We start from the raw sequence: 16,387 nt of genomic DNA on the forward strand, positions 1-16,387 counted from the left end.
GGGTGCTGGGCTTAAACTGCGTCGGTGCCGGTTTCGCCGGTACGGATGCGGATGGCCTGTTCCAGATTGACTACGAAGATCTTGCCGTCACCGATCTTGCCGGTGTTGGCCGCCTTGGTAATCGCCTCGATGACGCGATCCAGCTGGTCATCGGCGATAGCCACGTCGATCTTCACCTTGGGCAGGAAATCGACCACGTATTCCGCGCCGCGGTACAACTCGGTGTGGCCCTTCTGCCGGCCGAAGCCTTTGACTTCGGTCACGGTGATGCCCTGCACGCCGATCTCCGACAGCGACTCGCGCACGTCGTCGAGCTTGAACGGCTTGATGATGGCAGTGACTAGCTTCATGAAACTCTCTCCCGTATTGGTGGACTCGCCCCAGGAAAAACGAACCCGGGCCCAGTCTAAGCGCAGTGTCTGGCTTTTGAAACGCATCGGCCGCCATGCCTCGGCCGGGCCGATGCCAACCAACCGCATACGGTGAAGCACTCCCCCGCCTCACCCTGCGCACCGGAACTGCATCGGTGCACGCGTCACAGGCAGCTAAGCAGAAAGCTTGCCAGCTATCTCAAAAGCAGGTGATTTCATGCAGTTAGCCCCATGATCCGGGCCCTGCAGGGATTTCTCGCCAACGCGACCGCACAGTCATGGTGCACCATGCGCCCCCTTCGTGAGCTAAAACCGTGCACCCGCGCCACGCTCGGCTCGGTGCCGGGCCTGCGTGCTACACTGCCGGCCGTCTGTATCCGGAACCCTCGCCATGCTGCCACCCAAAGCCCTCCTCGACGCCCTTGCCAGCCACGCCTCGCGCCTGTTCAGTGGCGATGCCGCACTGCCCCGCAGCGAGTTCGAGGCGCAGTTCAAGGTGTTGCTGCAGAGCGCCTTCAGCAAATTGGATCTGGTCAGTCGCGACGAGTTCGACAGTCAGATGGTCGTCCTCGCCCGCACCCGCGCACGCCTCGAGGCCCTGGAGGCCCGGGTCGCCGAACTGGAAGCCCAACCCACTCCGCCACCGGGCGAGTAATCCCGCCCGGCACGGCGGCATGCGATCAAGGAGTGATCCATGTCCCTGGCCATAGTCCACAGCCGCGCCCAGGTCGGCGTCGAGGCGCCCGCCGTCACGGTCGAGGCGCACCTGGCCAACGGCCTGCCGAGCATGGCCCTGGTCGGCCTGCCGGAAACGGCCGTGAAGGAAAGCAAGGATCGCGTACGCAGCGCCCTGCTCAATGCCGGTTTTGATTTCCCGCCCCGCCGCATCACCCTGAATCTGGCGCCCGCCGACCTGCCCAAGGACGGCGGGCGCTTCGACCTGGCCATCGCCCTCGGCGTGCTCGCCGCCAGCGGCCAGATCCCCGCCGCCGGCCTGGCCGAACTCGAATGCCTGGGCGAGCTGGCCCTCTCCGGCGAACTGCGTCCGGTGCAGGGCGTGCTGCCGGCGGCGCTGGCCGCCCGCGCCGCCGGCCGCACCCTGGTGGTGCCGCGGGCCAATGCCGAGGAGGCCAGCCTGGCTTCCGGGCTGCCCATCCTGGCTATCGACCATTTGCTGCAGATCGCCGCCCACCTCAGCGGCCAGACACCGCTGGCGCCGTATCAGGCCAGCGGCCTGCTGCGCAGTGCCGCGCCCTACCCGGATCTGGCCGACGTGCAGGGCCAGCTGGCTGCCAAGCGCGCCCTGCTGATCGCCGCCAGCGGTGGGCACAACCTGCTGTTCAGCGGCCCGCCGGGCACCGGCAAGACCCTGCTGGCCAGCCGCCTGCCCGGCCTGCTGCCGCCACTCGACGAGGCCGAAGCCCTGCAGGTCGCCACCATCCACTCGGTGGCCAGTGCCACGCCACTGACCAGCTGGCCGCAACGGCCCTTCCGCCAGCCGCACCACAGCGCCTCGGGGCCGGCCCTGGTCGGCGGTGGCTGTCGGATTTTGAATTAGCTGCGAAATTATCGAAATAAATGCGAGCGCCAGAAGGGGTCACAGACCTCCTGAAGCCTTGCTGCTGCCGAGGACCAGCTGATCCGTCGCGCCTTGCAACGCCTTAGCTATCCAGTCTTCTCCTGGCGGTTGGGTGTGTGGGCCTACTCGACCATGTCTATTAGTAAAAAACTGCCTGGAGGTTATTTGCGCCAGCCGCAAAAGGGTTGTATTTTTATACAGTAAATGTCCGAATTTCAGACACAGCCATGCCTACTCTTAAGCAGCAAATCGAAGATGTGCTCGGGAATTTCTGGGATGAACGTGAAATTTCGATCACCAGCGATCCCGCAACTGTCGATGAATTGGGAGCGCCACTCGATTCCTTGACAGCCTGCGAAGCCATGATTGAGATCGACGCACTGGTTCAAAGAAAAGTCCCAGTTGATGTAGTGATCCGAAACGGCGGCTATGAGTCAAAAGAGCAATTCATTCAGCAGATCACTGAAGGGGTACTCAAGTACCTGGGTGAGAACAATGGGTGATAGCGGCGTTGAAGACGATAGAGTACAACTCGCCGAGCGGCTCCGTGCTGCGCGCGAGTATGTTGGCCTTTCGCAAGCCGATGTAGCTCAAGTCCTCGGAGTGGGGCGCACCGCTATCACTGGCATTGAAACTGGTACGCGGAAGGTTGAAGCAGTCGAATTAAAGACCTTGTCACGCCTATACCGACGCTCAGTAGATTACTTGCTGACCGGCGGAGAACCTGAGCACTCTGGCCCAGAGCAGCTGGCTTTTCTCGCCCGTGCGATCAATGGACTGACAGAAAAAGATGTAACCGAAGTGGCTCGGTTTGCTGATTTCTTGAGGGCTTCGAAAGTCAGTTAGGAGAAATGGATGCTCTCATCAGCTCAGATCGCAGCGGCCACCAACCGCGCCGCCGAAGTACTGAGAGACTCAGGCGCGAAAGAGCGGATCGAAAAGGACGGCTACACAAGAATTAATCCTTTTCGTGTCGCAGAGTTTGCCGATGTTTTAGTGATGCTGCGCCCGATGGATAAGCTCTTGGGAGCTTTTATTCGCCAGGAGCAATCCGGAATCCTTTTGAACTCCGAGCGGCCGGCGGGCCTGGTCCAGATGACCTGTGCCCATGAGCTGGGACATTTCTTCCTGAATCACGGCACCACGGCTGATGACCGGCTGGACTATGCGCCAACAGCAGGCAGGCAGGAACTGGAAGCCGATTGGTTTGCGTACAGCTTGATCGCACCTCGGTGGGCTATCGCGCGCATCATGCGCAGAAAGAATTGGTCTCGAAATCATCTCTGCCACCCTTTCTACCTGTATCAACTCTCTTTGCGGCTTGGGATCAGCTACAAGGCCGCAGCATGGTCACTGAACCGCCTAAAATTGCTGGAGCGCACAGAGGTCGACACGCTTCTGAGGACGCAGCCAGCAACCATCAAAAAGTCCTTACTCCATTCTCCATTGGAGAATCCTCATAGAGATGTGTGGCTGATCGATGAGGCGGATCAGGACCTGATACTCGAACCGCGCGTGGATGATCAGATGCTTGTGCGCCTGAGGAACCATTCTTCTGCAGGCTACGTCTGGACAGCCGATGAGGCTATGTCCGAGGGGTTCTTGATTGAGCCGCTACTTATTCCGCCAGGCCAACGAGCTGATAAAGACTCGACAATAGGCGGCGGGGTTAGCGTTCAGGATTACTTGATCACGCAGGCCCCCCTCGCAAAACCAGAGCCGGCTCAGCTGAATCTTTCGGAGCGAAAACCTTGGAGCCCGGATTCTGGAGCGATTGCTAACTACAGCACCCAGGCCAGCTTCGAACACCTTGATCCAGGGCTCTCCCCGGCAGCCAAGGAAAGTCTGCTCCGGAGTGCAAACCAATCGTGATTCACTCTTACGCGCAGCTGCAGATACCCGCACGCGATCAAGGTGCAAGGCAGACCTGTGTGGCATTTTCTATCGCAGGTATCCAAGGCTACTTTGCTCAGCACTGCCTCAGCCCAGAGTTTGCCTACCATGCTACTGCTCTGCAGTCTCCAAGCTGGCAGCCTGACCAGGGATTGGATGTGCGGGTAGCCGTAGTTGCAACGGCTCCGGGACTACCGGAGGAACAGTACGTCCCGTACCAACCTACCGATCCTGTTCCTCCGATACCGCCATTGCCCACTGTGCAACGCTTGCATGGGCCTCAGTTGACTCTAACGCGCGTAATTCCTGCCGCCATCACCGGATGTATACAGGCAGGCTTCCCTGTCGGTGTCCTGATTGCGCTTACCCAATCATTTATGACGCCCGTAGATGGGGTGGTGGCATTCCAACCCAACGTCTATCCAGGGTTACACGCCGTTGTGATCATCGGGCATGGGGCGGATAACGAAACTGGGGAGCCGCACTATCTGATTTGCAACAGTTGGGGAACCGGCTGGGGTCTCAATGGACACGCGTGGATCTCGGAAACCTATCTCGTGCAGCACGCCACTTGGGCATACGGAGTGATTTGATGGCAGAGGTCTTTAAACGGTCCAGAGTGGTGCCCGCTTGGTTAGCGGCTTCTCGCCATCTAGCTAACCGACCTGATCAGGAGGATCGCAACGTCATCCTTGAGATTGCCTCTCCACAAGAGATCACGGCAGAAGACTACCGAGTCATTGCCGCGGTGAATCAAGCGCTGCAGCAGGTTCGTGCCGACAGGACCGTGATGACTGCCGCTGGCACAATTTTTCCCCAACGAATCTACCAATACTATGGGCGCCCCCAATGGTATGAAAAATACGAGGAAATAATTGCCCACGGAAAGGCCAAGAATACCTGGGGTACCTATGCGCACCGCATGATCAGCAGATCAGCGCCTGATGGCACCACCTTCAATCCACTGGAGAAGATCATCGAGAAGCTCGCTTCTCGTAAGGATCCTGCTCAAACCCAGTTCAAAGCCGCGTATGAGCTGAGCACAACGGATATAGGCGCAGACCTGTTTGATGCGGGATTCGAACTACCCACCTATGACCCTGCCATAGATCGCGCTAGCTATATGGGCTCGCCGTGCTTGAGCCATCTAACGTTCAAGATGATAGGCGACAAGATTGATCTGACCGCTATCTACAGATCCCACTACTACGCGGAGCGAGCGCTAGGAAATCTAATCGGCCTGGCTCAATTGCAAGGGTACGTTGCTAAAGAGGCGGGATTCGAAACCGGCGTTCTCACGTGCGTATCGACACACGCCAAATTGGACAAAGGGCTGGGAGGGATCGTCTCGGCGCGCCGGCTGCTCGCGTCTTCGCCAGAGGACATTGACGTTAGAGCAGCTGCGCCTGCGCAGCCCGCTTAGTGCCTAGCAAGCCATCGGATATTCCGTAGATCTTGCTCATCCCCGCTCGGAAGTCTTTCACTCCGCCGTAACTAGGATGGCGCACACAAACTACTTCAACACCAAAGGCCGCCGCATAAGCAGCAGCGTCCTGTCCAATGGCTACGATACGACGAACCTTCAACCACTTGATTAGGGCCTTGTTGAGATCACGCACGGCGTCCAGCTCACGGGCAGTAAACCGACGGTTAGTGAACGGATTCTGGGCTTCATGGGGGTGGAAGGGGAACACATTCCATAGCAATGGCGGCGCGTCGATAGCCTTCAACACCCCCCATATTTCTGCCGCGGTTCGCTCAGCAATAGCCGGCCCGCGAGTAGCCTGGCGCGAGGCACAACCTGGATAGACCTTCGCCATCTCCGGCAGGTGGTATTCATCCGTCAGCGCCAACCCAGTCCTACGCCCTCCTCGGTAGCCGAGGTCACGCCCCATCCAGATCGTGTCCACTCCAATGTCAGCTGAAGCAGCAAGATACGCACGTAAATTCGCTCGGCGAAATGCAGCGGCATCGGATCGGTCATGCACCGGACAAGTGTCCGAGTAGGGATTGAACACGTTATCCAGAGACAGGCCGGCAAGCGCTTTGACGAATGAGGTCGGGGTCATTGATTTGCGGTTACTTTCGGTTTGAAGGTCAATTCGTGGTTGACCATATCAACGATGACTGTACCCGTGCGTGCACTCTGCAACTCACGGAAAATCTCAAAGCCCTTAAGGATGGCCAGCTCCCATTGCCAGAGTGGGCACTTGTGAACCTCGTACCCTTCGACCATCGAGTGAATCTGCTTAAGCAGACCGTATTCGAGTGATCCTACCTTGATTCCCTTGTAGAAACGTCGACGCTTCGCGTGATTGAAAATCCAAGTCGCGATGCCCTCTTCGATGATCATTGCGCGGGCGCCATCCTCATTCTCGTCCACGCTGGGGACCGACTTACGCTTGCGTTTCAGAAGGCCACGCAGAACGGGCGACCATCCCAGATAGGCTATGTAGGCGAGGTGGAAAACGTCATGGAAGCGGTAGTCATCCGGCTCGTTACTATTATCCGTCAAACGGTCGCCGATGAAGACACCGTTCAGCTGCTGAACGACGTAAGTACCCCCACTGCTGGCTCGCTCGATGAAATCCATTTCGAGTCTGCGAGGAAACTGCTCATAGTCGTGGAAGAGCTCGTCAGGATCAAAGAATGGGTAGAAGACCGGGTTCTCACCGGGCCATCGGCTCTTGATCTTTTCGAGGTTGTCTCTAGCCACATCCTCAATATGAAGGTTGAAGCTTGCACAACAGAGCGCCAGTTCGGTGAGCAGCGTGCCGAAGTGGTTGAGCAATGTTGGAGTCGGGGTCGCCTGCAGCTGGGTGTCCGTCGAGAAGGTAAAAGCTCCGGCCGCATGAGCCAGAGCACTCATCTGGACGGTTCGCTTGATCGTTCCATCTTCGCGCCGGGTATCGATAAGCGCGTCAATCTGACGAAAGCTGATAGGAATGATCGGCTCGCGTTCATTCTCCTTGAAGCGACGCCGTAGCTCCTTCAGGCAATAAATGCCTAGGTCGTCCGGAGTGATGTTGAGGTGTGTTGCCGCACTGACGAGGTACCAAAGAGCATCGCCAAGCTCCTCAGCCGCGACCTCACTTTGAGTGTCCTCAAGGCGATCTCGATCAGCTTTCTTCACTGACGACAGAAGACCACCAACCTCACCAAAAAAACCAAATCTCAGGCTTTGGAAGCCAGTAGGTTTGTCCTTCAGACGCGAGCTTTCATTTGCCTTAAGGGAGTATTCGGGTAGGGAAAGAGGCTCGACTTGCTGCTTGGCTACAGGTGCCATGGATCCCTCCTGGTTCGAGCAGCAACGATTGCTGCTGTGTCCTTTGAGCAAGCATTTCAGCTCGCATCTGCTTGCAGCATCCAATAATAGTTTTCCGGTCAGCGTCGATAGCGCCAAGCTGAATCGCGCGCGCTCTGACTGACAAGGTCACGTCGTAGTGAGGGTAAAAGCTTTTGCTTTGGAACCATTTGCGCTGCAAGCCCAACTGAGCCGCAAAGTGATGGAGCTCGTCAAGGGTGTCGGCAACTAGGTGGCACCAGGAACGTCCTTTCCAGCGCACTTCCTCGGAATCAACGTAAACAGGCATGGCATGGCTTGTCCGTGCAAAATGTGCATTTAATATGCACATTATGACACAAAGACTCAATGCCGCAGCTGCGCAAAATCTAGGATTGCGCATCCGCGAAGCACGAATTAATCGAGGGCTAACGCTTACAGAGCTTGGCTTTCTGACGAACGTGCACCACTCACAGCTCTCGCGCGCCGAGCAAGGCAGATTCTCGCTCGTCAGCAAAAACATTTCTGCAGCTTGCACATTTTTGCAAATTTCACCTCAAGCCATCACCAGTGATCTACCAGAACACCTGATCGCTCGGGTGAAGCACCTGGTAACTTCATCTCCTTCGCACGCACGGGTGCTTGAGCGAATCCTGGATGCTCTTGAGGAACTCCCCCTGGCGTCGACTGCTGAGTAAACACCCCATCTCGACACCAATGCTTCGTCAGCCAGCGTCTGCAAAGCTTGGTGGCAGTAGGTGCCCCGCGAAACTAGAACGCCGGCACCTCGCTAGGGTCACGGACCTGCAGGTTACGTGAACAGGGGCGGAAAGCCATGTTGGACGTTCCTGGCGGAGAAACGCACAGAGTGAGTACCGCTCCGTAGGGCATCTCGACACCACGCACCACGCCATAGGGGATCTCGGCTACTCGATTAATTTCCCCATCCCCCGTCAACACATCTACACCCGGTGCAACTGCTTGGCCCAGGCTGTGCCCGAATGCCTCGCGCCTGACCTCCTTGCTAATTTGGTAGGTAAGTGCGACTTGAATTTTCGCGCTAGAAGGACCCACATCGAGAATGGTGATTCTGCTGAAGAGGTCCAGGATGCCGGTGGCACATGCAGTCATCTCGGCATTGCAGTGTCTAACTGCCAGAGGCTGGTAACGAAGCTCCCGGCTTGCATCCGCAATCCCAACAAGGGTCTCGTTCATTCCGAGCCCTGCCGAAGCTGGGCCCGACAGCTCTGTTGTTCCTCCGAAGAAGTCGACTACTACAGCCTGCTGAGCAGCAGACTTAACGCCCGCACATCCTGAAAGCGCAGCCAGCGCAATGGCAATTCCGACACCAACCATGTGTTGCATGTGATTTCCTTACAAAGGGATCTTGTTTATCAGGGCGACGCCTGGCCAGGGGAGTTTAAGCCAGCGAAACCTGCGCCCCTACAAGGGCCATTCAAAGCGCAATGAGCCTACCGCCTCGTCTCGCATTCACAGAAACGAAGCATGCTTGATCTTGCTTCCCAGTGCGCTAGAGTCCTTGCACGGTTTCCCTGAAACCTCCCTGCGGCAAGGATGCCGCTGCCCCTTCGGGGGCCTCTATTCAGAAGCCCCGTCTTATGGCGGGGCTTCGTCTTTTGGCAAACAGGCCGGCTTCAACACGATGCTGAAAGACGCTTTCCGGAGAGCTCTATGGACTGCTTAGAGTTACTAGCGCCAGTAACCGATAACGTGCTTTCTGTGGGCAAGCTATTGGCTGCCGAATGGGATCGACCTGATGGGCCAAGAGGCCACGGAGATAAGGCAAAAGTCGACGCAGAGATTGAGTCAGCACTGCGCGAAAACCTGCTCAATTTGCTCCAATGCGATTTCTGGGGAGAGGAGACGGGGGCATGTCTGTCGGGTCACGAGTACTGCTGGGTGGTTGACCCCAATGACGGGACCAGCGATTTCCTCTTGGGTCGCAAGGGGTCGGCAATTTCAGTTGGCCTACTGCGCAACGCTTCACCTGTTCTGGGTGTCGTCTATGCGCCTGTCACAGTAGATCGAGGCCCTGATTGCATTTCTTGGGCAGAAGGATCCGCAAGCCCTATCCGGAATGGGCACGCAGTACTATCCCGATTGGACCAGCAGGGGTTAAGAGCAGGCAGTCATGTGCTGGTGAGCGCGGCTGCAGCTACCAAGCCCGCAATCAACGCTGAACTTTGTGCACCGGCTGACTTTATCCCAATGCCAAGCATTGCCTATCGACTGGCTCGCGTAGCTGCTGGTGATGCTGTCGCGGGTATTTCACTTGTACCAGTGTCAGCCCATGACGTGGTTGGAGGGCACGCATTACTGAGGGGCGCTGGTGGCGTGTTGCTCGACCAATCTGGGATAGAGATTTCCTACGACTCTGGCGTTCTGGCGGACGTGGCCTTGCGGGTTTTTGGCGGCGCGCCTAGTGCATGCAGAGAGCTGACCGGCAGGAGCTGGGAAAAGCTTTTCTGATATCTGCCGCAGGATGTGGTCCCCGTGCCACCTCATAGCTCGTGCTAGCGGCCTTATTGAGCCAGGGGGCAGACGGTGACAGGCCGTAGGTCAGCCAGACGCGAGTCGCATAAACCTGAGCTGACGATAGGGCTACGACCGCTTCTCTATCTTCGAGTCAAAGTGCTCCACCAGCTCGTCGATTCGGTCGAGAAGACGGGGCGTCTTGCTCAACACAATGCAACGTGTTGTGCCTACAAACTCCTCAATGAGGAAAAGACTGTCCCCCAGGTCTACCTCCATCTCCTGGAGGACCTCATCCGGGATCCGGATAGCGCCATCACCATCCCAATCTTCGATGACCACATGGGTTGTATTCATTATCAATCCTGCCGAATGATGAGGTGCTAAGCGTTGACTCATGGCTTCACTGGGTAGCCGAAGCTAGTCGTCTGGTACATTGCGCCCGACTGCTCTGCTTGAGTTAGGAAGCCGCCCGCCGGTAGCTGCCTTCCGTCATAGACTGTGCTGGAATCTGGGTGTTTATGATACTCGCGACGATGACGTAAGTTCGCTGCACTAGCCACTGGAGGCGATCATGGCTGGGATCGGAATACAGCTCTCTGAAAGGACCGTCGAAGTCCTCGAGGCTCAAATTCCCGCTTTGGCGGCTTGCGCTACGCATGCAGCCTTTATCCGCGCCCTCGCAGCAGGGCATGCCGTCCTGAAGGTCGAAGGCACCCATATCGTGGAAGTGAAGGGTGATGGCAGCATGCGTGTAGTTGGCGAAACCAAGCCTCGCCGCAAGGTGAGCACTGGGGAGGTCGTCAAGGTTCGCCGAATCTCTGCCCAGACTTCGTTTGTCTGATTATTCGCGTGAAAGCAGCCAGTAATCGCACCAGCCGACACAATTAGACCGCGCGGAGCTCGACATCCGTTTATGCAGCCAGCTGAGTCCATTAGCGCAATTAGCCGAGCGCCTACTGAATATCGAGTACCTCAACACGCTGTCCCACGATATTCGCAGGTGCAGTGGTAATCCACGCTGCCGCTCAATGTCCGTTCATGCGGCATATCACCAAATTCCGCATCCGGCCAGAAGCAGTCGCTGGCGATAGTCAGTTTTCATCACGCTGGACGTTCTACGAAACGACCTAAATCCGCCTTTTTACTGGCCTTGGATAGCTACAACCCCGACAACTACAGCCACGATAGAGCCCCACGTAGAAAGGCGTGTTATCCCGAAAAGCGCTACCGCTGCCTGACGTCCTCATTCCTATCGGCTCCTCTTACCCGCACAAGGCCCTGCTGCTCCATGCCCGTCGATCCAACCTCCGAGAACACGGTTTACCTGGCCCCCTACTACAAGACCCTGGACCTGAGCACGGCCTGCCTGTTCACCGGCGCCCCACAGAGCAAAGCCAATGGCGAACACGTCATTCCCGACTGGATGCAGCGGCTTTACCAACTGCAGCAGCGCCCGGTAGAAATGGGCGAGTCTCCACGCATGGCCAAGGTCATGCAGTTCCGCGCCCCGGCCGCGCAAGAGCCGAACAATTTCTTCGGTGAGGTGGAGCAGCACATCAGGCAGCACCAGGCCAGCGTCGATGAACTGCACTTGTGGTCGAAGAAAATCTCGGTGGGCATGACCTGGAATCACCACCGCATGGCACAGAACGCCCGCCATCCCAACGCTCCCGAGGAGCTGGATGAACGTCTGCTGCGCTTTGCCTTGATGGACTTTCACAACGAGTTCAAGCAGTTCCGCGAAGGCACCTACCAGCGCACCGGGCCGACCCTGGTGTTACCCACTAAAATCAGCGGCTGCTGGCTGGCCCACGCCTTTGGCGCTGTGGTCGATACCGGCCACTCGGACACCCACGACGCCATGTGCCCCTTTGCCTTTCTGGCCGTGAGTCATGATGGGCAATTGATCGTCTCGGCGCTCTACAATGCTGAACTGTCGTTCGAGACTGGGCGACTGCGAGATGAGTGGACGCCCTCAGGTCTCGATGAGTGCACTGATGATCTGCGCATTCGTGCCGGTCTGGCGGTGGTGTTTGCCGAGTCCATCAGCACCCCTTTTGCACGCCAACCGGAGTACGACAACCAACTGCTCGACCTTATCGCCTTTCAACTGGGCGTCATTTTCACCCATAGCGCCGAGGGGCAGCATTACCGACGACGAACGCCTGAAGACCTGCCGCCAGCTCCGGTGGTTTCGCCGCGTTAACGCCTGGAGCACCGAGCCAGGGTCTGATACGGCCCTGAAGCGGGGGCAAGTGAACCGAGAGCAGGCGCTAGATGCAGGCGCCTTGAGTCAGCTGGAATACCCCTGTTCCAGCGTAGGAAAACCCCTCCTTCACCGCCGCGACATAAGCCTGCAACGCCGCGGCAATGCTCGGCTACGACCCTCTCGGTATTCACGGATCGCACGCTCCAGATCGGCAGCAGAATTCATGACGAACGGACCACATCGACAGATGGGAGCATCTAGAGGGTCCCCGCCAACAATGAGGAGCTCGGCTCCCTTATCGGTACTCAGGCGAATTTCCCCCTCAGAGGACAGCCGAGCGAGTTGACCGGCTTCGACCACTTGCCCGTCCATGACGACATCCCCCACCATCACATAGAAGGCCAGCTCCTTTGCACCATCCGGGGCCAATACGATGCCGCCTCCAGCCGCAAGAGTCGTGTGTGCCACGAACGGTGAGCCAGTTGTGGCAATTGGGCCCTCATGCTTATCCAGTCGGCCAGCTATCAGACGTGTACGCCCTCTGCCATCGGCGGCTTCGAGCACCGGAATCTCTTCAGCCCGAATATGTCGATAGCTCGGCTCATCGTGCTTGTTAGCCTTCGGCATATTGAGCCATAGCTGAATGCCGTGAAATCGCCCCCCGGTACGGCGCATCTCATCATCTGGGCACTCCTCATGAATCACGCCACGCCCGGCGCGCAGCCACTGCACCTCACCTGGCCGCATGCTGCTCACATTGCCAAGACTATCTTTGTGCCATGCGATTCCGTCGAGTAGTAGCGTCAGCGTCTCAATACCAGCATGCGGGTGGGCAGATGCCCCCTTCGCCTCACCTGGGCTAACGTCAAGCGGCCCGAAATGATCGAGAAAAATGAAGGGGCCAATTGCTTCGAAACTCTGCGCAGGAATAGCACGCCGAACTTCAAAACCGTCGCCCTCGAGCGTGTGGAGCGCGTCGTGAATGGTCATGACGACCCGAGCCTGCATGTTCGAACTGTTGCTCATCGCCTTGCTCCATGGTTGCAGTGGCCAGCTCAGAGCCGACAGCAGCATCCAGCTGTGGGCTCTAGCTGAGCGTGAATAAAAGGCCGCCCCGGAGGGCGGCAAGGTCTCGGGCTTGTGGCCTTTGACGGAGTAGCCTGTTAGCGAATGCCAGAAGTGCGTAGCGCGGCCGCGGTGTATTCCGCGGTGCCCGTGGTGAAGCCGAACTGCAGCGGCTCTTTTTCCTCGTTGCGCATACCGGAGACGATGTAGCGGCCGTTGATCAGGTCATACAGAGCCTCAGTGCCCAGCCAAGGGATCTGCAGGTCGTACATCGGCCCGATATGGCCTTCAGCGACGCGCCACAGTGTGCCTCGGGAGTCGTAGTGGTCGGCCAGGGAAATCTGCCAGGTATCTTCGTCGATATAGAAGATCCGCTTGGAGTAGATGTGCCGCTCACCAGGTTTGAGAGTTGCCTCGACCTGCCAGACTCGGTGCAGTTCGTAGCGGGTCAGATCCGGGTTGATATGCCCAGGTTTGACGATATCTGCATACTTGAGGTCCGGTGCATCGAGCCGGTAGCTGTTGTAAGGGATGTAGATCTCGCGCTTGCCCACCAGCTTCCAGTCGTAGCGATCCGGTGCCCCGTTGTACATGTCCAGGTTATCCGCAGTACGCTGTCCTTCGGAGGCCGGATAGGGGCCGTCGTAGGAGATCTGCGGGGCACGGCGCACGCGACGCTGGCCGGAGTTGTAGATCCAGGCCATGCGCGGCTCTTTCACTTGGTTGAGGGTTTCGTGCACCAGAATCACGTTACCCGCTTCGCGGGCTGGCGCTGTCACCAGTTGCTTGTAGTAGAACAGCACATTGCCCGGATTCGCCGGATCGAAGTCAGCGACACGATCCCGGAAGGTAAACTGGTCCTTGAAGTGCACTGGCACGAAGGTTCCATTCGCCAGCGGCGTGGCCTGTATATGACTGCGTTTGACGCTGCCACCACGGTAGCGGGTGATGTGGTTCCACACTACTTCCAAACCATTTTGCGGGATCGGGAAGGGCACAGCCGTGCTGAAATTAGCCAAGCCGTTGCCCCCTTCGATCATGGAGGTCTTAGTCGCGTTCGCTTTGGCGGCCTGGTAGACGAAGTCGGGCGCGTTGGCACTGCGGTGGCTGGGATAGACTGTCAGCTTGTAAGTGCTGGGGTAGCGCTTAAGCATCGCTAACTGCCCAGGGCTCAGCTTGTCCTGGTACTGCGCTACATTCTGCGCGGTGATGGTGAACAGCGGCTGCTCATTGGCGAAGGGGTTACTGAGGAAGCCGGCGGCATCCCGGCTACCAGCATCCTTGGGCAGACCGCCGGTCCAGGCGGGAATGGTGCCATCTGCGTTGCCGGCCATTTCGGCACCCATTGGTGTGAGCGAGGTCCCTAGTTGCTTGGCCTGCTCGGCACTGACTGCGGCAAAGGCGGACTGGTAGGCAAGGCCGAAGGTCAAGGCCAGTGAATGCGCCAGGATGACTGTCTTTTTCATGCGAGTGGACTCCACTTAAAACGACATTCCGAAGCTCAGGGCTACGAAGTCGCGATCAACCGAATTGTTGTATTTGCCGCCGAAGAAGTTGGTGTAGGAAAGCCCGGCGGTGTAGGTGCTGAGGTAGTTGGCGTCCAAGCCCAGACTTATGGCTTTCGCATCTTCGTTAAACAGCCCGTTCGGGCCGTAACCCTTGACGTCATGCGACCAGGCGATGTTTGGCTTCAGCTCGATGCCCGGAACCAGGTTGTTGTATTCCCAGATCGCCCGAGCTCGGTAACCCCAGGAGTCACTGGTTACGAAGCCCTCGTCCTCGCAATAGCGGCTGAGATTCTTCTGCGAAACATCGGTCAGGATGGAGGCATTCAGGCTCTCGCAGCGCCCGCTCGGCAGGACGCCCGAGCCGAAAACCGGATCGCGGCCATAGCGCAGCTTGCTGGAGTTTTCCAGGCCTCCCACATGGGTGAAGCCCACTTCACCGATCAGGGTCAGGCGGTCGGCGCCCATCACCTGGTCGAAGAAGTGGACTAGGGTCGTCTGCGCTTGGCTAATCTCCTTGCGCCGGTATCCATGGGTGTCTCCACCAGGCGTCGCCTGAATCGGCGAGACAGAGGGGTCTGCAGGAGTCAGTCCGCCAAAGAGAATATCCACGGTGTTGAGCTGTACCGGGGCATTGGGACGGTAGCTGATCTCGCCGCTCCAAGCGGTGCCGGTGGGCAGGGTCGTGGAGAAACTCAGGCCGTAGAGACGGATATCCTCTGGATACTCGATGAAGTACTTAGAGTTCCCAGCCACCGTAGCGGTTGCCAGCCCCTCGTAGCTGCTTACCGCACAGGCCAGATCGCCCCCGCAAGCGCCGAGCAGAGGCCCGAAGGAGCTCTGGAAGAGACTACCGCCAGCCGGATTCGCAACGCTGGGGGGCGCAATGGAGGCAAACACTGAGGGATCCGCAACGGTTGCACTGAACACTGGCATGCGGCTGTGGTAGTTCATAAAGAAAGCACCGAACTCGGTACCCAAGTCCTCGGCGAAGTAGCGCAGCGCAGTACCGAACTGGCCGCTGTCACGGGCATCGCGATCGCCACCCCGAGAGATAATCACACCTTCGGAAGTGGTCTCGTAGCCGAGACCCTGGGCGGCAGCGAAGCCAGAGAGTCCACCCAGGGCGGGACTCAGCACGGTCAGATTACGGTCACAACCGTCGGCCACAACATCCGGTGTGGCAAAGAAGGTGCCGCAGTTGTCGACCACCGTCTGATCCCACTCCAGCTGGTAGAAAGCCTCGGCAGACAGGTTGTCGGTCAGACTCTGCGATACATAGAACATGTTGACCGGGATCAGGCCTTCCTTGATCTCCGCGCCAGGGCGCCGGAAGGCCGAGACATCCACCGGGTTGATCGAGTTGATCGAATTGAAGATGAAGGTGCTCTCGCCCCAGCTAACCACCTGCTTGCCCAGTCGCACCGAGCCTGGCAGATCGCCGATGGAGTAGTTGTGGTAGACGAAGGCATCGAGCAGCTCAGCGCCGCTGGACTGGGCACCTTCCTTGCGGTTGTGGTCGTCGATGTCCTTGAACAGCCGGCTCTCGTCTTTCAGCTCGAAGTCGTACCAGTACTTTCCGCGGACGAAAACGCCAGTGTCGCCGTATTTGAGCTCGAGATCGTGGATGCCTTTGAAGATCTTCGAGAAGGTCTCGCCCTTTTTGAAGTTCAGACGCCCGTCATCGCCGGCTTGTACCACTCCATCGCCACCGTTATGGGCGCCAATCAGGTCCGAGTCAGCGTCCTGCGTCGACCAACTGGCACCTACCGACAGGCTGGAGTCGAACTGTCCTTCGATCTCGCCGATCTTGAAAGTGACAGCCTGAGCCGATGTGGAAAACATAGTTGCAAGGCTAACTGCGCAAGCCAGGCGAGCTGACTGCCATGGAGGTTGCTTAAACATCATCACTGCCTCTTGTTGTTGTCATGAGTGCTGCGCTGCTCTTTTTCGGGACGAGCCAACCCGCACGAACCAACCAATGGC

Annotated in this window: 19 protein-coding genes and 1 pseudogene; 11 read left to right on the plus strand and 9 right to left on the minus strand. The window is 58.0% G+C overall.

All coding sequences use genetic code 11. The features are described from left to right. Positions 1–11: 11 nt before the first annotated feature. On the minus strand, positions 12–350 hold the full coding sequence (glnK, locus tag A9179_RS21635; protein WP_021700071.1) for a P-II family nitrogen regulator: 339 nt from the start codon (positions 348–350) through the stop codon (positions 12–14). A gap of 412 nt (positions 351–762) precedes the next feature. Between glnK and A9179_RS21640 the strand changes: the two genes are divergently transcribed. From A9179_RS21640 to A9179_RS21670, 7 genes and pseudogenes are all read left to right on the plus strand, one after another. Beyond that, on the plus strand, positions 763–1,026 hold the full coding sequence (locus tag A9179_RS21640) for an accessory factor UbiK family protein (protein ID WP_187808252.1): 264 nt from the start codon (positions 763–765) through the stop codon (positions 1,024–1,026). Between the two features lie 39 nt (positions 1,027–1,065). Continuing rightward, positions 1,066–1,917: pseudogene (locus A9179_RS21645) on the plus strand (YifB family Mg chelatase-like AAA ATPase); the annotation flags it as partial. 260 nt (positions 1,918–2,177) lie between these two features. Further along, complete coding sequence (locus A9179_RS21650; RefSeq protein ID WP_187808253.1) at positions 2,178–2,453, plus strand: hypothetical protein; 276 nt, start codon at positions 2,178–2,180, stop codon at positions 2,451–2,453. After that, positions 2,446–2,796 carry a helix-turn-helix domain-containing protein gene (locus A9179_RS21655; RefSeq protein ID WP_187808254.1) on the plus strand — a complete coding sequence of 117 codons (351 nt, stop codon included), beginning with the start codon at positions 2,446–2,448 and terminating at the stop codon, positions 2,794–2,796. The genes A9179_RS21650 and A9179_RS21655 overlap by 8 nt, the downstream gene beginning before the upstream one ends. A 9-nt stretch (positions 2,797–2,805) precedes the next feature. After that, positions 2,806–3,822 carry an ImmA/IrrE family metallo-endopeptidase gene (locus A9179_RS21660; RefSeq protein ID WP_187808255.1) on the plus strand — a complete coding sequence of 339 codons (1,017 nt, stop codon included), beginning with the start codon at positions 2,806–2,808 and terminating at the stop codon, positions 3,820–3,822. Positions 3,823–4,103: 281 nt separating this feature from the next. Then, positions 4,104–4,436, plus strand: a complete 333-nt coding sequence (locus A9179_RS23210; protein ID WP_394354772.1) for a C1 family peptidase — start codon at positions 4,104–4,106, stop codon at positions 4,434–4,436. After that, complete coding sequence (locus A9179_RS21670) at positions 4,436–5,266, plus strand: thymidylate synthase family protein (protein WP_187808257.1); 831 nt, start codon at positions 4,436–4,438, stop codon at positions 5,264–5,266. The genes A9179_RS23210 and A9179_RS21670 overlap by 1 nt, the downstream gene beginning before the upstream one ends. On the opposite strand, the gene A9179_RS21675 is transcribed toward A9179_RS21670, so the two are convergent. The 3 genes from A9179_RS21675 to A9179_RS21685 are packed head-to-tail and all read right to left on the minus strand — an operon-like array spanning position 5,235 to position 7,529. After that, positions 5,235–5,912 (minus strand): uracil-DNA glycosylase, encoded by a 678-nt coding sequence (locus A9179_RS21675; RefSeq protein ID WP_187808258.1) that lies wholly within the window; start codon positions 5,910–5,912, stop codon positions 5,235–5,237. The genes A9179_RS21670 and A9179_RS21675 overlap by 32 nt on opposite strands. Next, entirely contained in the window at positions 5,909–7,129 is a 1,221-nt protein-coding gene (locus A9179_RS21680) for a nucleoside triphosphate pyrophosphohydrolase family protein (protein ID WP_187808259.1), read from the minus strand. Before A9179_RS21680 ends, A9179_RS21675 begins: the two co-directional genes overlap by 4 nt. After that, complete coding sequence (locus A9179_RS21685; protein WP_316851846.1) at positions 7,071–7,529, minus strand: DUF4031 domain-containing protein; 459 nt, start codon at positions 7,527–7,529, stop codon at positions 7,071–7,073. Before A9179_RS21685 ends, A9179_RS21680 begins: the two co-directional genes overlap by 59 nt. Here A9179_RS21685 and A9179_RS21690 point away from each other — a divergent pair. Continuing rightward, positions 7,435–7,824, plus strand: coding sequence for a helix-turn-helix domain-containing protein (locus A9179_RS21690; protein WP_187808261.1), 390 nt, complete (start codon positions 7,435–7,437; stop codon positions 7,822–7,824). The genes A9179_RS21685 and A9179_RS21690 overlap by 95 nt on opposite strands. A gap of 73 nt (positions 7,825–7,897) precedes the next feature. Here A9179_RS21690 and A9179_RS21695 read toward each other — a convergent pair whose 3' ends face one another. Continuing rightward, a complete protein-coding gene (locus A9179_RS21695) occupies positions 7,898–8,491 on the minus strand; it encodes a hypothetical protein (RefSeq protein ID WP_187808262.1) in 594 nt (197 codons plus the stop codon). 327 nt (positions 8,492–8,818) lie between these two features. Between A9179_RS21695 and A9179_RS21700 the strand changes: the two genes are divergently transcribed. Further along, complete coding sequence (locus tag A9179_RS21700; protein ID WP_187808263.1) at positions 8,819–9,616, plus strand: inositol monophosphatase family protein; 798 nt, start codon at positions 8,819–8,821, stop codon at positions 9,614–9,616. A 132-nt stretch (positions 9,617–9,748) separates the two neighbouring features. On the opposite strand, the gene A9179_RS21705 is transcribed toward A9179_RS21700, so the two are convergent. Next, positions 9,749–9,976, minus strand: a complete 228-nt coding sequence (locus A9179_RS21705) for an AbrB/MazE/SpoVT family DNA-binding domain-containing protein (RefSeq protein WP_187808264.1) — start codon at positions 9,974–9,976, stop codon at positions 9,749–9,751. A 217-nt stretch (positions 9,977–10,193) separates the two neighbouring features. Between A9179_RS21705 and A9179_RS21710 the strand changes: the two genes are divergently transcribed. Together A9179_RS21710 and A9179_RS21715 are read left to right on the plus strand one after the other, a co-directional pair. Next, positions 10,194–10,463: a hypothetical protein gene (locus A9179_RS21710; protein WP_187808265.1), complete on the plus strand. Its 270-nt coding sequence runs from the start codon at positions 10,194–10,196 to the stop codon at positions 10,461–10,463. A 447-nt stretch (positions 10,464–10,910) separates the two neighbouring features. Next, on the plus strand, positions 10,911–11,828 hold the full coding sequence (locus A9179_RS21715) for a hypothetical protein (protein WP_187808266.1): 918 nt from the start codon (positions 10,911–10,913) through the stop codon (positions 11,826–11,828). A gap of 129 nt (positions 11,829–11,957) precedes the next feature. Here the strand turns inward: A9179_RS21715 and A9179_RS21720 are convergent, their stop codons facing one another. From A9179_RS21720 to A9179_RS21730, 3 genes are all read right to left on the minus strand, one after another. After that, positions 11,958–12,857, minus strand: a complete 900-nt coding sequence (locus A9179_RS21720) for a pirin family protein (RefSeq protein ID WP_187808267.1) — start codon at positions 12,855–12,857, stop codon at positions 11,958–11,960. Between the two features lie 137 nt (positions 12,858–12,994). After that, a complete protein-coding gene (locus tag A9179_RS21725) occupies positions 12,995–14,362 on the minus strand; it encodes a DUF1329 domain-containing protein (RefSeq protein ID WP_187808268.1) in 1,368 nt (455 codons plus the stop codon). 15 nt (positions 14,363–14,377) lie between these two features. After that, positions 14,378–16,309, minus strand: coding sequence for a DUF1302 domain-containing protein (locus tag A9179_RS21730; protein WP_187808269.1), 1,932 nt, complete (start codon positions 16,307–16,309; stop codon positions 14,378–14,380). Positions 16,310–16,387 lie beyond the last annotated feature (78 nt).

It is taken from the genome of Pseudomonas alcaligenes, assembly GCF_014490745.1.
Lineage (GTDB): Bacteria > Pseudomonadota > Gammaproteobacteria > Pseudomonadales > Pseudomonadaceae > Aquipseudomonas > Aquipseudomonas alcaligenes_C.